Annotated in this window: 14 protein-coding genes; 12 read left to right on the forward strand and 2 right to left on the reverse strand. The window is 43.1% G+C overall.

The window, feature by feature from the left end; all coding sequences use genetic code 11:
• Positions 1-21 precede the first annotated feature (21 nt).
• From lptB to tmpT, 11 genes are all read left to right on the forward strand, one after another.
• Complete coding sequence (gene lptB, locus A391_RS0102025; RefSeq protein WP_019896966.1) at positions 22-744, forward strand: LPS export ABC transporter ATP-binding protein; 723 nt, start codon at positions 22-24, stop codon at positions 742-744.
• Positions 741-2324 (forward strand): RNA polymerase factor sigma-54, encoded by a 1584-nt coding sequence (locus A391_RS0102030; protein WP_019896967.1) that lies wholly within the window; start codon positions 741-743, stop codon positions 2322-2324. Before lptB ends, A391_RS0102030 begins: the two co-directional genes overlap by 4 nt.
• Positions 2325-2469: 145 nt before the next feature.
• Complete coding sequence (gene hpf, locus A391_RS0102035) at positions 2470-2796, forward strand: ribosome hibernation-promoting factor, HPF/YfiA family (protein WP_019896968.1); 327 nt, start codon at positions 2470-2472, stop codon at positions 2794-2796.
• 35 nt (positions 2797-2831) lie between these two features.
• On the forward strand, positions 2832-3773 hold the full coding sequence (gene hprK, locus A391_RS0102040) for an HPr(Ser) kinase/phosphatase (protein WP_019896969.1): 942 nt from the start codon (positions 2832-2834) through the stop codon (positions 3771-3773).
• Between the two features lie 24 nt (positions 3774-3797).
• Positions 3798-4649, forward strand: coding sequence for an RNase adapter RapZ (gene rapZ / locus A391_RS0102045; RefSeq protein ID WP_019896970.1), 852 nt, complete (start codon positions 3798-3800; stop codon positions 4647-4649).
• A 37-nt stretch (positions 4650-4686) separates the two neighbouring features.
• Positions 4687-5109 carry a PTS sugar transporter subunit IIA gene (locus A391_RS0102050; protein WP_019896971.1) on the forward strand — a complete coding sequence of 141 codons (423 nt, stop codon included), beginning with the start codon at positions 4687-4689 and terminating at the stop codon, positions 5107-5109.
• 30 nt (positions 5110-5139) lie between these two features.
• Positions 5140-5409, forward strand: coding sequence for an HPr family phosphocarrier protein (locus tag A391_RS0102055; protein ID WP_019896972.1), 270 nt, complete (start codon positions 5140-5142; stop codon positions 5407-5409).
• Positions 5406-7172, forward strand: coding sequence for a phosphoenolpyruvate--protein phosphotransferase (ptsP, locus tag A391_RS0102060; protein WP_019896973.1), 1767 nt, complete (start codon positions 5406-5408; stop codon positions 7170-7172). The genes A391_RS0102055 and ptsP overlap by 4 nt, the downstream gene beginning before the upstream one ends.
• 15 nt (positions 7173-7187) lie before the next feature.
• Positions 7188-7529, forward strand: a complete 342-nt coding sequence (locus tag A391_RS0102065; RefSeq protein WP_019896974.1) for a DUF4870 domain-containing protein — start codon at positions 7188-7190, stop codon at positions 7527-7529.
• Between the two features lie 36 nt (positions 7530-7565).
• Positions 7566-9590: a M3 family metallopeptidase gene (locus A391_RS0102070; protein WP_019896975.1), complete on the forward strand. Its 2025-nt coding sequence runs from the start codon at positions 7566-7568 to the stop codon at positions 9588-9590.
• Between the two features lie 481 nt (positions 9591-10071).
• A complete protein-coding gene (gene tmpT / locus A391_RS0102080; protein WP_019896977.1) occupies positions 10072-10719 on the forward strand; it encodes a thiopurine S-methyltransferase in 648 nt (215 codons plus the stop codon).
• Here tmpT and A391_RS0102085 read toward each other — a convergent pair.
• Positions 10705-11340, reverse strand: coding sequence for an HAD family hydrolase (locus A391_RS0102085; RefSeq protein ID WP_019896978.1), 636 nt, complete (start codon positions 11338-11340; stop codon positions 10705-10707). The genes tmpT and A391_RS0102085 overlap by 15 nt on opposite strands.
• A gap of 219 nt (positions 11341-11559) precedes the next feature.
• Here A391_RS0102085 and xth point away from each other — a divergent pair, with 219 nt between their 5' ends.
• Positions 11560-12330: an exodeoxyribonuclease III gene (xth, locus tag A391_RS0102090; protein WP_019896979.1), complete on the forward strand. Its 771-nt coding sequence runs from the start codon at positions 11560-11562 to the stop codon at positions 12328-12330.
• Here the strand turns inward: xth and A391_RS0102095 are convergent.
• Complete coding sequence (locus A391_RS0102095; RefSeq protein ID WP_019896980.1) at positions 12317-14896, reverse strand: penicillin-binding protein 1A; 2580 nt, start codon at positions 14894-14896, stop codon at positions 12317-12319. The genes xth and A391_RS0102095 overlap by 14 nt on opposite strands.
• Positions 14897-14961: the final 65 nt, after the last annotated feature.

Raw genomic sequence — 14961 nt, forward strand, 5'->3', positions numbered from 1 at the left:
CTGCATGATAAGTGAACAATAATGAGCGAATTAATTGTAGAAAATCTACGTAAATCTTACGGTGCGCGCACGGTTGTGCAAGATATCTCTTTATCGATTAAAAGCGGTGAGGTGGTTGGCTTGTTGGGCCCGAACGGTGCGGGTAAAACTACTAGCTTTTATATGATTGTTGGTTTGGTCTCCCTAGATGCAGGCAGAATCGGCTTGGATGGGGCAGATTTGAGCCGTATGCCAATTCATATGCGCGCAAGAATGGGCTTGTCGTATTTGCCACAAGAGGCATCGATCTTTCGCAAATTAACGGTGTCCGAAAATATTTTAGCAATTTTACAATTGCAGGATATTTCAGAAGAGGAAATGTCTGAGCGTCTAGAGTCTTTGCTTGAAGAGTTACATATTACGCATATACGTGACAGTGCTGCGGTTAGTTTGTCTGGTGGTGAGAGACGTCGTGTAGAGATTGCTCGTTGTTTGGCATCTGATCCCAGCTTTATTTTATTAGATGAACCATTTGCAGGTATTGATCCAATTGCGGTGATTGATATTCAACAAATTATCCGTTTTTTAAGCTCTCGTAATATTGGCGTGTTAATTACTGATCATAACGTGCGTGAAACATTAGGGATATGTGACCGCGCTTATATTGTGAACCAAGGACATGTGTTTGCATCGGGTGTTCCAAGTGAAATCGTTGCGAACGAAAGCGTAAGAGAAGTATATTTAGGTAAAGATTTCCGCCTATGAAGCAAGGTTTACAACTTAAATTTTCACAGAATCTATCACTGACCCCGCAGTTACAGCAGGCGATTCGTCTATTGCAGCTTTCAACGTTGGAGCTCAATCAAGAAATTGATGTGTTGATGCAAACCAATCCATTGCTAGAGCGAGGTGATGACACTGAAGATGAGTATGGCAATGAAGTTGAGTCGGTGGTTGAGGGCGCCGATTCAAATGCGCAAAGTGCAGAAGCTGTTAGCGATACTGATAAATTAGAGTCTGACGCGTTTGATGCAGAGTATCAAGAAGCTGGGCATGAGTTTAGTGGCTCAGAGCCTTCCTTATCTAGTACTACAGAGCAGACAGAGTCTGCAGAGTTTGAAGTCACAAGCAACGAGTACGCGGATACCTTCTCTGCTGAGTTTGGTGATGAATTCGATGAGTTTTCAAATGGCAGTCGCTGGGATGAAAATACCATGCCAGCGGATGATGATAGCGATTTTAAACCGCAAGAAACGTTGCAAACGAGCTTGCGTGAGCATTTGCTTTCTCAGTTAAAACTGATGCCACTATCAGAGCGCGATCAGTCACTTGCCTTAATGTTGGTAGATAGTATCAACGATGATGGTTATTTAGAACAGTCGCTAGAAGAAATTGCTGAGCTGATGCCTGAAGAGTTGGAGATTGATACGATTGAGCTACAAACTGCGTTGCGTCACGTTCAACACTTAGATCCAGCAGGTGTAGGTGCGCGTAGTCTAAGTGAGTGTTTACTTTTGCAACTTGAGGTGTTGCCTAAATTTACGCCACATTTAACCTTGGCTAATTTAGTGGCAAAGCATTATCTGCCGGTATTAGCGTCGCGTGATTTTGTGAAGCTACGTAAAGAGTTAGGCTGTGATGAATCCACCTTAAAGCAGGTGCAGCAATTAATTACCAGTTTAAACCCGCGTCCTGGCAGTGCTTTTAGTCATATAGGTTCAGAGCACTATATACAGCATGAAGTGATTGTAAAAAAAGTAAAGGGTATATGGATTGCAAGTTTGAATGACAGTGTGATTCCTAAACTTAAAATCAATCAGCTGTATGCCGGAATTTTGAAGCGTAACCGTGATAGCTCTAGTCAGTATTTACAAAGCCAAATGCAAGAGGCCAAATGGATGATTAAAAACATCCAGCAACGGTTTTCTACCATTTTGCGAGTATCGCAAGCGATTGTGGATAGACAGCGTAATTTTTTAGAGTATGGTGAAGTCGCCATGCGGCCACTAGTGTTAAGAGAAATTGCGGATGAGCTTGATTTGCATGAGTCAACAATCTCGCGTGTGACGACTAATAAATATATGCTAACGCCTCGTGGGATTTTTGAGCTCAAATACTTTTTTGGCAGTTCAGTTGCGACAGATACTGGCGGTACTTGTTCTGCAACCGCAATTCGTGCGTTGATTAAACAGTTGGTAGACCAAGAAAATCCTAAGAAGCCATATTCAGATAATCAGATTACTGACTTACTGGCAAAGCAGGGGATTGTTGTCGCAAGGCGCACGATTGCAAAGTATCGTGAGTCAATGAACATTGCACCAGCAAGCTTAAGAAAAACGTTATAGCTTGATTGTTGAAATCTGCGCAAAAAATTGTTGTATTCCTTGCCACAGACCTAATGAAAAGTTGTAAACTGAAACTGTTCTGTAAGTCTTAATCACGAATCTCTAAGAATTAATATTTGCGGAATATTTTCAAAAGGAGCAAGTCATGAATTTACAATTAACAGGTCATCATTTAGAAATAACGCCCGCTTTGCGTGACTATGTCACAAGCAAACTAACTAAAATCAGCAATCACTTTGATCATGTGATCGATGTCAAAGTGACCATGAGTGTCGAAAAGCTGGCTCAAAAGGTTGAAGCTACACTGCATGTGCCTGGTAATGATTTACACGCAGAATGCCAAGATGAGAATATGTATAGCGCAATCGATATGTTGACCGACAAGCTGGATCGTCAAGTGGTGAAACATAAAGAAAAAAATGCGGATCATCACAAAGCGAATGGTGCAGTTAAGCATCAAAACATTGACTGAGTTTTTAGTATTTAATTCTTTTTGTTACCTTAAATATGGCTCAATTCAACGTCGCTGAGCTATTCAAAGAAACCCGCCGTAAACTCAAATTAAGTTGGGTTGCAGGACTCAACGGCGGGGCAAATACTCTCACTAGCGAAACAGTTACTAAACCATCCCTAGCACTGATAGGCCATCTTAACTTTGTACATCCAAATCGGGTGCAAGTGTTAGGTTGTGCTGAGATGGATTACCTGACCAAGTTGCCGACTGCTGACGCAGAGCGCGCAATTAACAATCTGTTTTCTACCGACTTGGCGGCAGTCATTGTTGCTAACGGTGAGAACGTAATCGATATATTATTAGCAGCGGCCAATCTTCACAACGTCCCATTATTTACCTCTACACTTCGTAGCCCCGAGCTCATGGATATTTTGAGCCACTTTTTGGCGCAAGCAATGGCTGAGACTATCAGCGTGCATGGCGTATTTATGGAGGTTCAGGGTTTTGGTGTGCTGATTAAAGGTGAGGCAGCTATTGGTAAGAGTGAGCTTGCATTAGAGTTGATTTCACGCGGGCATCGCCTGATTGCTGATGATATTGTTGATTTCTTCAGAATATCGCCTGAGCGTATTGAAGGACGTTGCCCTGCTTTGCTGCAGGACTTTCTCGAGGTTCGTGGCCTGGGGATTTTAAATATACGCGCCTTATTTGGTGATAACGCAGTTAAGCCTACCAAGCCGTTGGATTTAATTATTCAACTAGAGAAAGCAGATTTGCAAACTTTGCAGATGCTGGACCGACTAAGTATTAAAACGCAGCATGAAGAAGTGTTGGGGTTAAAAGTAACCAAGGTACATATTCCGATTGCGGCCGGGCGAAATATTGCTGTGTTAGTCGAAGTTGCCGTGCGTAATCACATGCTATTGTTGCGAGGTATCAATGCAACGAAGCAATTGATGCAACGTCAACAGCGTGCAATGAAGCAACACAAGTAATTCTCTATTAGGGCTTATCAATACATGAAACAATTGATTATTGTCACAGGTCTTTCTGGGTCAGGAAAGAGTATTGCGTTACGTGCGCTTGAAGATAGCGGGTATTACTGTATTGATAACTTACCTGCAACCATGTTGGCCACGATTGCTGATCATTTAGATGCTGACCATAAACGCATTGCCATCAGTATTGATAGCCGTAGTATTGCCATTGAAACCCTGCCAGTGCATATCAATCAGCTGAAGTCAAAAAACATAGATGTGCAGGTGTTGTTTTTGGAGTCAAATGTTGAAACCTTGGTTAAAAGGTTTAGTGAAACAAGACGTAAGCATCCGCTTAGTAAAGACGCCATTACTTTGGCGGAAAGTATCGCACTAGAGCGTGACTTACTGGGTGGTTTGGGTAGTCTTGGGCATGTGATTGATACTAGCTATTTGAGTGCCAATACATTGCGCGGCTGGGTGAAAGAGGTGGTGTCGATAGAGCATGCAGGGTTAACATTGTTGTTTACCTCGTTTGGGTTTAAACATGGCATACCATTGGATGCTGATTTTGTGTTTGATGTGCGTTGCTTACCTAATCCACATTACGACCCTGCTTTGCGCGACTTGACCGGGCGTGATGAGAAGGTGCAAGACTTTCTAAAAGATCATGCAACGGTGACGGATATGATGCATGATATTAGAAATTATGTCGAGAAATGGTTACCATGTTTTGTGTTGGATAACCGTAGCTATTTGACTGTGGCAATTGGCTGTACTGGTGGTCAGCATCGCTCTGTGTTTTTGGTGGAACAACTAAGTCAATATTTTAAAGATAAGCAGAAGGTGTTAACACGGCACCGCGAGTTAAAGTTAGACCAAGAGTTAAAATAAAACCAGGAATTAAAATAAACAGGATTGATAGTAAACGATGATAGGTATTTTGATTGTGACGCATGGCACATTGGGTGAGAGCCTGATCTCGTGCGCAAGCCATGTGTTGGGTGGTGAACCTGCACAAATTGCATCATTAGCAGTCGGTGGGAAAGATGACCCAAGTGTTGTCTTGCCCAAAGCACTTAATATGGTTGAGCGGTTAAACAGCGGCGACGGTGTGTTGGTTCTGTCAGATATGTACGGCGCAACACCATGTAATATCGTGGTTAAGCTTTTGCAGCCAGATGTAGTTGCTGGTGTTGCTGGCGTTAGCTTGCCTATGTTAGTGCGAGCAATGACTTATCGGCATGAGCCGCTGAGCGTTGTTGTAGAAAAAGCCATTAGTGGCGGCCGTGAAGGTGTAGTGCAGTTTACTAGCCAAGAATGTAAGCGTTATGAGCAAGATTCTTCCAATTAATAGAAATTAAAAATAACTAGGTCCATTAGCATGATTAGTAAAGAGCTGGAAATTATTAATAAATTAGGCTTGCACGCGCGTGCATCTACCAAACTCACGCAAGCCGCTGGCAAGTTTGCGAGTGAGGTGTGGATTACGCGAAATGGTCGCCGCGTGAATGCCAAAAGCATTATGGGGGTAATGATGCTGGCTGCTGCAAAGGGTTCCATCGTAACGTTGGAAGCGAATGGTACTGATGAAATTGTTGCAATCGATACATTGGTGTCGCTTATTAATAGCCGTTTCGGTGAGGATGAATGAGTAGTTTGACGAACCCTAGCTTCAGTATTCATGGCGTTGCTGTATCTAGCGGCATTGCTATTGGACAGGCGCATCTAGTTTCTAATGCGTTGTTAGAGGTCGTCCATTATCAGTTACCTAAACATTTAATTGAAACTGAAATTGATAGATTCAGCGAGGCGATCGCAACTGTTAAGACTGAGTTAGAGCAAATTAATCATAGTTTACGTAAAAATGCACCAGCAGAGTTAAGTGCGTTTGTAGGTACGCACTTGATGATGTTAGAAGATAAATCTTTAACAGAAATTCCTAAGGATATTATCCGAAACGAGCAGTGTAATGCTGAGTGGGCAATCAAGCTGCAAATGGATGATATCGTTGAGCAGTTTGAGCAAATTGAAGATGTGTATTTTAGAGAACGTAAACAGGATGTTGTACAAGTCGTAGAGCGCATTATTAAAGCCTTATTGGGACATCCTAGCCAGCTAAGTACAGAGCAGCAAATGAGTGCAGTGAGTCAGGAAAGAAAACTGATTTTAGTCGCACACGATATTTCACCAGCAGATGCTATCCAGTTTAAGCAGCATAATTTTGCAGCATTTATTACGGATGTTGGTGGGGTGACTTCACACACCGCTATTTTGGCGCGCAGTCTTAATATTCCATCGATTGTTGCTTTACAGCGCGCACGTGATTTAATCAATGATGGCGAACTGATTATTGTTGATGGTCATTTGGGCATTGTGATTGTCAGTCCGTCAAAAGAGATTTTGGCTGAGTATAAATTACGTCAAGACCAGTGGGAGTTAGAGCAGCAAAAACTTAAGCGCATCAAGAGCACGAAGGCAGTCACTATTGATGGCGTCAGTATTGATTTATTAGCGAATATTGAGGTGCCAGAGGATGTGGCGGCAGTGAAGCTTGCGGGTGCGACTGGCATTGGCCTATATCGAACAGAGTTTCTTTTCATGAATCGGCACGATACACCGGATGAAGAGGAACAGTTTGTTGCATACAAGGCTGTGGCTGAGGCGATGAAAGGTGCGCCGGTTACTATTCGTACCTTGGACTTAGGTGCAGATAAGCAGGCTAATTCTGACACCGCTGTAAATTGCGCAAATCCAGCCTTAGGCTTACGTGCAATACGTTTATGCTTATCAGAGCCGCAAATATTTCATACACAATTGAGAGCGCTGTTACGTGCCTCTCATTTCGGCAATATTAAGATTTTAATTCCTATGCTTTGCACGCTATCTGAGTTGCGCCAAACTAAGCTGTTGCTAGAGCGTGCAAAACAAAGTTTACGTAAAGAGAGTCTTCCATTTGATGAAAATATTGCACTAGGTGGCATGATAGAAATTCCAGCAGCAGCCATTAATGCAGAAGCGTTTGCCAATGAGTTGGACTTTTTATCCATAGGTACTAACGATTTAATTCAATACACATTGGCAATTGATCGGACTGATGATTCTGTTGCGCATTTATACAATCCTTTGCATCCATCCATATTGAAATTGATTTCAATGACGATAAAAGCAGGTGCTAAGCTTGGTAAACAAGTGTCTGTGTGCGGCGAAATGGCGGGTGACCCAAGATTTACTAAGTTGCTTTTAGGGATGGGGTTGCAGCAATTATCTATGCATCCGTCACATATTCTTAGCATTAAACAGCAAGTGCTACATAGCCAGCTCGCGGAGTTGAAGATGCAAGCACGTAAAGTGTTAGGCCTCACCGATATAGAAAAAATTGAACTCAGCTTGATTAAATTTAATCAGATTCATTAATGAAAGGATGCTGACATGAGTAACGTGATATTAGTACCAAGTAATGACGATAAGAACATCGCCACTATTACACACTTGAGCGGCATTTTATTTTCGTTTATTCCTTCTTTGATCGTCTGGTTGCTCAAAAAAGATGACAACGAGTATTTGTCGGCGCAGGCCAAAGAGGCATTGAATTTTCAGCTTACTATTTTGTTGGCGCAATTTGTAGCGGGAATTCTGATTGCAATACTAGTAGGTTTTTTATTGTTAGGCATTATTTGGCTATTTAATGTTGTTTTATGTATCGTTGCCGCCATCTCAACTAGCAATGGAGAAACCTATCGTTACCCATTGTGTCTACGTCTTATCAATTAATGTTGTACTAAATTAACGCTGTGCTAAGGATTTTTTGTGTCAAACCCATTATTACATTTTGCAGGCTTACCCAAATTTAACGAAATCAAGCCGGAGCATGTTGGGCCTGCTGTTGATGCTCTAATTGCTGAAGGGCGTGCTTTAGTTGAGGAACTTGCTACTAGCAAAGAGGCTCCCACATGGTATAACTTTGCTGTCAAACTAGAAGATCATAGTGAAAAATTGGGTCGCTCATGGAGCCAGGTTGGTCATATGAATGCGGTGGTGAATAGTCCTGCATTGCGCGAAGCGTATAACGACAACTTGGCAAAACTCACTGATTTTTACAGTGACTTGTCACAAGATGAGCGTTTATATGCGAAGTTTAAAGCGATTCAGGCCAGTGCGGAATTTGCAAACCTCACCCCTACGCAACAAAAAATTATCAATAACGAAGTACGTGACTTTAAATTAGGCGGCGCTGAGTTACCTGCTGAGCAAAAAGCCCGTTTTAAAGAAGTCAGCGAAGCCTTGTCTAAGTTGAGTAGTCGGTTTGAAGAAAACATCATGGACAATACCAACGATTTTAAACATCTCGTTGAAAATGTTGCTGATTTAGCTGGCTTGCCAGAAGACGCAATCGAAGCCGCCAAAGAAGCCGCAACAGCTGATGGTAAAGAAGGTTATCAGTTTAGTCTGCACTTTCCATCTTATATGCCAGTGTTGCAATATGCAGATAATCGCGCGCTACGTGAAACCATGTACCGTGCTTATGCCACACGCGCTTCAGAATTGAGCAAGCCAGAGTGGGATAACACAAGCTTAATTGGCGATATTCTCAAACTCAAGCGCGAAGAAGCGCAAATGCTCGGCTTTAGCAATTTTGCAGAGCTTTCACTCGCCACCAAGATGGCAGATAGTCCTAAACACGTGACAGAGTTTCTCAACACGTTAGCAAAGCGCGCCAAGCCGTATGCGCAAAAAGATATGCACGAACTAATAGAATATGCCGCTAAACTGGGCATTGCCGACATGCAAGCTTGGGATGTTGCCTATGTGAGTGAGAAGCTACGTGTTGAAAAATACGCGTTCTCAGATCAAGAAGTTAAACAATACTTCCCAGAAAATAAAGTGCTGGCTGGTTTGTTTAAAGTCACCGAAACCATTTTTGGCGTACAAGTGCGCAAAGTTGATGCCCCTGTATGGCATGCGGATGCAAGTTTTTATGAAATTACGGACAGTGATAATCAGCCTGTTGCTTATTTCTACTTAGACCTCTATGCGCGCAACCATAAACGCGGTGGTGCATGGATGGATGAATGCATTAGCCGTCGCCAGAAAGAAAGTGGTGTTGAGTTGCCAGTGGCGTATCTGACCTGCAATTTCTCAGCACCTGTTGGCGGCAAGCCGGCCTTATTCACGCATGATGACGTCATCACCATGTTCCATGAGTTTGGTCATGGCCTGCACCATATGCTAACGCAAGTGGATGAATACGGTGTATCTGGGATTAAAGGCGTGGAGTGGGATGCAGTAGAACTGCCAAGCCAGTTTATGGAAAACTTCTGCTGGGAATGGGATGTTTTACGCCATATGACGGCTCATGTAGAAACTGGCGCGCAATTGCCGCGCGAATTGTTCGACAAAATGGTGGCGGCTAAAAATTTCCAAGCCGGTATGCAAACCGTTCGTCAAATAGAGTTTTCACTGTTCGATATGCGCCTACATGGCGAGTTTGACCCAAACGGTAAACAGACTGCTTTAGATTTAATCGAACAAGTGCGTGATGAAGTCGCTGTAGTTCGCCCACCTAAATGGAACCGATTCCCCAATAGCTTTAGCCATATCTTTGCAGGCGGCTATGCTGCTGGGTATTACAGCTATAAATGGGCAGAAGTGCTATCAGCCGATGCTTATAGCCTATTTGAAGAGATGGGTGTACTTTCAGGTGAAGCAGGTAAACGCTTTAAAAATGAAGTGCTGTCAAAAGGCGGTTCGCGCCCAGCGATGGAGTCATTTGTGGCGTTTAGAGGTAGGGAGCCGAGTATGGATGCACTTTTGCGTCATAATGGCATGGCTTAAACCATCGTCTTCGTCGCTATAAGTTGTTGCTTCGGCCATTTTTCCGCGTTTCTATATAATATTATATGTAGTACTTGAAAAATGGCCTTGCGCCTAGTCTAGCTTAGAGGCTGATTGTCTAAAATTGATGGGCCGCGAAGGTGTATTCCTCCGCGGCATTTCACTTATATTACTTGTCCAAATAAGCCAAGTAGCGTGCGCAACTTGTTGCCCACGCGCACGTGCTCTCCGCAAGTGTATTTTGTTGTACCTAATCCTGACAAACCTACAAAAACATTTACAAAAATTATCTTTTTCATCAATTGTGTCACGTAATGTTTTGGGTCATTGTCATTGCGCAAAAATAGTTCGCTTGTGTAATTGTGTATGATGAATAAGTTGTGCTTCAGGTTGGCATGACCAGCGATGATGCGCTGTCTTGTAATTTATGTAGCTATAAACATTGTGGGCAAAGAAGTTGCTCACCCTAAGAGAATTTAATATGCAACACGACTTCTGGCACCAAAAATGGCAAAAAAACGAAATAGGCTTTCACTTACCTGAAGCTAATCCGTTATTGGTCGCACACCTCTTCAGCCTTAATTTGAAACATGGTTCCCGGGTATTTTTACCTCTCTGTGGCAAAACATTGGATATTGCTTGGTTACTTGCACAAGGCTATCGCGTTGTCGGTGCCGAGCTAAGCGAAATTGCCATCCAAGAGCTATTTAAAAATATTGGTTTAATACCAACAATTAGTCAGTTAGGTGAAGTCACACATTACAGCACCCTCAATCTTGATATGTTTGTTGGCGATATTTTTCATGTATCGCCCGATATGTTGGGGCGTGTAGATGCTGTGTATGACCGAGCAGCCTTGGTGGCGCTGCCCGCGGAGATGCGTAAAGATTATGCTACACATTTAATGGCGCTTACCTACCCAGCGCCTCAGTTGTTGGTTTGTTTTGAGTATGACCAAGCCTTGCAGGCTGGCCCGCCGTTTTCTATAGGGGCAGATGAAGTTAAGCAGTATTACCAAACCAGCTACGATTTAACTTTGCTAGCCAGCGTAGGTGTTGCGGGTGGGTTAAAGGGTAAATGTGCCGCTACAGAGCATGTTTGGCATATGAAGCCTTTACATTCGGTCTAAGAAATCTAACAAGCTATCAACCACTTGATGGCTGTGTTTGCTGACAAAGTCACTTGGCTGTATTAAGTCTGGCACGACAACCACTTTCAGTCCTGCGGCAATCGCCGCACGCGCCCCAGCCTCACTATCTTCAAAAGCAATGCATTGTTCTCCTTTCAAGCCTAATCTTTCAATCGCTAGTAGGTAAATGTCTGGGTTGGGTTTGCCTCGCGCTACTTCTTGTCCGCTGGTGATGTGGCTAAAATAATCAATGACTCCAACTTGGCTTAAGCGATGAATAATGTGGTGCGTGGCGGATGATGAGGCAACGCTACATATAATTTGATTGTCTTGGTAATGTTGGAGTAGCTTAAGGGCGCCTTGTTTGAGCGGGAAAGTATGGTTTAGCTTTGCTAGTTCTGCATCTAAACCTACCATGACTTGATTGAATCGTTCAGTACCACCCAATTGTGCTGTCATTACACGTGTGGAGTCTGGCCCCGCTAGGCCAATGAGCTCAATATATTCAGCTTGTGTGTAAGTGATGCCAACTTGTTGTGCGGCAGTCATACAAGCTTGCATGATGATACGTTCTGAATCAATCAGCAAGCCGTCCATATCAAATATTGCGGCTTTAATCATAGGCTTGTTTTTCTAAAAAACGGACTTTACCATACTCAGTTAAACTGAATACGTGTGACCTATATTTTTCTAATGATTGTGGCATGAGAGAGTACATTTAAAATTTTTAGGTGCATGGTTTTCAGCATAGTCTGGTTTTTGACCCATGTGATGATGCGTGTTAGAGTTGCGCACCGCTATATGCAAACCTTTTTCGTACTTTTTTAATATCATAGGCCTATGAAACTAGCTAGCTGGAATGTCAATTCTCTTAATGTGCGCTTGCCTCACGTGGTTGACTGGTTAACGGCTAATCAGCCAGATGTACTTTGTTTGCAAGAAACAAAGCAAGAGGATAGCAAGTTTCCTTACGAGGCGTTGCGTGAACTAGGCTACCATGCCGTGCATATTGGTCAAAAAACTTATAACGGCGTGGCAATTATTAGTCGTCATCCTATTCTTAACGTACAGCATAATATTCCTAATTTTGATGACGACCAGCAGCGAGTCATTGCCGCAGATGTTAATGGAATACGTATTGTGTGCGCTTATATTCCTAATGGGCAGGCAGTTGATTCAGATAAGTATCAATATAAAATGCGCTGGTTATCTGCGTTAAACAGCTGGCTTAAAACAGAGCTGGTACAGCATCCGAAGCTAGCGTTGCTAGGTGACTACAACATTGCACCTGAAGACCGTGATTGTCATGACCCAGTGGCTTGGGAAGGGCAGATATTGGTTTCTCCGCAAGAGCGAGAGGCATTTAGTCGTTTAACTAATCTTGGCTTGCATGATAGTTTTAGGTTGTTTGATCAGCCTGAAAAGAGTTTTAGCTGGTGGGATTATCGTATGATGGGTTTTAGACGAAATCTTGGGATGCGCATTGACCATATACTAGTAAGTGACTCGCTTAAGCCGCTATGTAATGCAGCGTACATAGACAAAGCGCCACGTAAGCTGGAGCGCCCTTCTGATCATACACCAGTAGTGCTTGAGCTTAATGTGGATTAAATAACTGTTGAACCTGCTCACTAGCAGTGCTTGTATTACTAGGATCAGGTTTTTTAGCTTTTGTTGGCTCAGCGGCTTTGTTTGCGGTCAAATCTTTGTTATTGGCAACATCAGCAGGCTTAATTGTTTTTGCCGTACTAGGGTCTTTAAATCTTGATAGTTGCTCAGGTGTTTTTGGCGCTAAGTTCTTCGGCTGCAAAGTGATTTCAGGTTGTAGTATTTGCTGCGGCTGGTTCAATGGTGTATCGGTACCGCTGTCAAACAGATCTGGCAGAGAAAACTCCGCTTCTGGAGGAGGGTTCTCATGATAGAAGTACTCGTAAATGCCATTCTCATCATTGTCAGCTCTAACTCCTGTCACTGGGTCTACGCGTAGCGCCATCACTCCATCGGGTACTGGCATGTCAGTTTCTGGTACATTTCTTAGGGCGGTTGCCATATATTTAATCCAAATCGGCAATGCAGTTGAGCCGCCTGTTTCGTTGCGACCTAGACGTTTAGGTTTATCAAACCCAACCCATGTCACTGCAACTTGTTTTGGGCTATAACCAGTAAACCATGCGTCAAAATGGTCGTTTGTCGTCCCTGTTTTGCCAGCAATGTCGCCACGTCCGAGCTGTAGAGCCTTGGTTGCAGTGCCGTATCTCACAACGTCCTGCATCATTGAGTTCATGATGAACGCATTGCGGGCGTCGATAACACGCGGTGCATCTTGTTTTGCTGTAACAAACTTATTTTTAGAAATTAGTTTGCCATTATGATCCACAATTTTGGAAATTAAATATGGATTAACTCGATAACCACCATTTGCAAATACAGCATAAGCACTTGCCATTTGCATCGGTGTTGCTGAGCCCGCACCTAGCGCCATTGTCATATAAGCAGGGTGATTCTTAGCAGAAAATCCAAACCGAGTAATGTAATCTTGAGCATAACCCTTACCAATATTCTCTAACACGCGAATCGCCACCATGTTCTTAGACTTTGCTAAGGCTTGTCTCAGGCGGATTGGGCCATCAAACGTCGCATCGTAATTTTGTGGAGTCCACTCTGTATTACCTGTCTCTTCAGATGAAAAACTTAATGGTTCATCTTCAACAATGGTTGCTGGCGTGTAGCCCTTTTCTAAGGCTGCTGAGTAAATAAAAGGCTTAAAGCTAGAGCCTGGTTGGCGCCATGCTTGGGTGACATGGTTGAATTTGTTACGATTAAAATCAAAGCCACCTACCAACGCGCGAATTGCACCAGTTTCAGGGTCTATGGAAATGAGCGCAGACTCAACTTGGGGTAATTGAACCACTCGCCATTGACCTGATTGGGTAGATGGAGATGCGTTTAGAACGCGAATCACAGCGCCCACTTTTAATAGGCGCTTCTCGTGGTTTTTCTCATTAAGCGTCCTGTCAATTAATGCTAGACCCTTGCCACTAATTTCAACGTCATCACCATATTTTGTATGTACGCTAATTGATTTTTCTGCAATTTTTGTAATCACTGCTGGCATGAGACCGTTTGATATTTCAATATCACTGAGCGCTTCAGTCATTAGTTCTTTGTCTGCATCCGTGGTTGGCTGATTTAATTTAAGCAGTTTCTCTGGTCCACGATAACCTTGGCGCGCGTCATAATCTAAGATTCCATCTCTGAGCGCATTATTTGCTGCTTCCTGATTCGCTTTTCGGATGGTTGTGTAAACTTTTAGGCCACTACTATAAATCTCGTCTTGATAGGTTGCATATAAGCTTTCCCTTACCATTTCAGCAACATAATCTGCTGATAAATCACGGGATTGTCTAGATGCTTTAAATCGAAGCGGTTGGTTAAGCGCTTTTTTATACACGGATTCTTCAATGAATCCATAACGATACATATCGCGTAGCACCTCGTTCTGACGAGCGATTGCGCGCTTAGGATGCGTGTAAGGGTTATAGCCGGATGGTGCTTTAGGTAACCCAGCCAGCAATGCTGTTTCCGCTAGATTTAACTTTTCCAACGGCTTGCCAAAGTAAACTTGTGACGCTGCTGCAAAACCGTAAGAACGTTGACCAAGATAGATTTGATTGATGTACAACTCAAGAATTTTATCCTTGCTTAAATTATTCTCGATTTTGATGGCGAGTAAAGCTTCATTGATTTTTGTGCCAAGAGTACGTTTGCCGTTAGGTTTGGTAAAAAAATTCTTGGCCACCTGCATGGTAATAGTGCTTGCCCCCTCGTGGCTAACGCCGGTGAGATTATTTTTGATGGCGCGAAGAATGCCTTTAGTATCAATGCCGCCATGCTGATAAAAGCGGCGATCTTCAATCGCCAATACTGCATCTTTCATGCTTTTGGGTACGTCAGTGATTTTCACGTAGGCGCGTCGTTCTTCACCAAATTCCTCGATTAAAAAGCCATCCTCAGAATAAACTCGTAATGGTAGCTTAGGCCGATAGTCCGTGAGCGTTTCAAGGGATGGTAAGCTTGGGTAAACGACTGCAACAGCAATCCCGACAAAAGCAATGGCAGAAAGCCCGCTAACAACGATAGTTAACAAAAGATAGTGCCACCATTTGTTTGGAGTCATGGGTGATTGGTTTCTTTAAACATAAAAATGTAACGCTATTATAAATTGCTATGCAAGTTGACGCG

Source organism: Methylotenera mobilis 13 (genome assembly GCF_000384255.1).
Lineage (GTDB): Bacteria > Pseudomonadota > Gammaproteobacteria > Burkholderiales > Methylophilaceae > Methylotenera > Methylotenera mobilis_B.

Coding starts and splice junctions, on each gene's coding strand:
- tmpT (WP_019896977.1), top strand. CDS start 10,072: ATGCAACACGACTTCTGGCACCAAAAATGGCAAAAAAACGAAATAGGC.
- A391_RS0102050 (WP_019896971.1), top strand. CDS start 4,687: ATGATAGGTATTTTGATTGTGACGCATGGCACATTGGGTGAGAGCCTG.
- A391_RS0102055 (WP_019896972.1), top strand. CDS start 5,140: ATGATTAGTAAAGAGCTGGAAATTATTAATAAATTAGGCTTGCACGCG.
- ptsP (WP_019896973.1), top strand. CDS start 5,406: ATGAGTAGTTTGACGAACCCTAGCTTCAGTATTCATGGCGTTGCTGTA.
- lptB (WP_019896966.1), top strand. CDS start 22: ATGAGCGAATTAATTGTAGAAAATCTACGTAAATCTTACGGTGCGCGC.
- hpf (WP_019896968.1), top strand. CDS start 2,470: ATGAATTTACAATTAACAGGTCATCATTTAGAAATAACGCCCGCTTTG.
- rapZ (WP_019896970.1), top strand. CDS start 3,798: ATGAAACAATTGATTATTGTCACAGGTCTTTCTGGGTCAGGAAAGAGT.
- A391_RS0102030 (WP_019896967.1), top strand. CDS start 741: ATGAAGCAAGGTTTACAACTTAAATTTTCACAGAATCTATCACTGACC.
- hprK (WP_019896969.1), top strand. CDS start 2,832: ATGGCTCAATTCAACGTCGCTGAGCTATTCAAAGAAACCCGCCGTAAA.
- xth (WP_019896979.1), top strand. CDS start 11,560: ATGAAACTAGCTAGCTGGAATGTCAATTCTCTTAATGTGCGCTTGCCT.
- A391_RS0102085 (WP_019896978.1), bottom strand. CDS start 11,340: ATGATTAAAGCCGCAATATTTGATATGGACGGCTTGCTGATTGATTCA.
- A391_RS0102095 (WP_019896980.1), bottom strand. CDS start 14,896: ATGACTCCAAACAAATGGTGGCACTATCTTTTGTTAACTATCGTTGTT.
- A391_RS0102065 (WP_019896974.1), top strand. CDS start 7,188: ATGAGTAACGTGATATTAGTACCAAGTAATGACGATAAGAACATCGCC.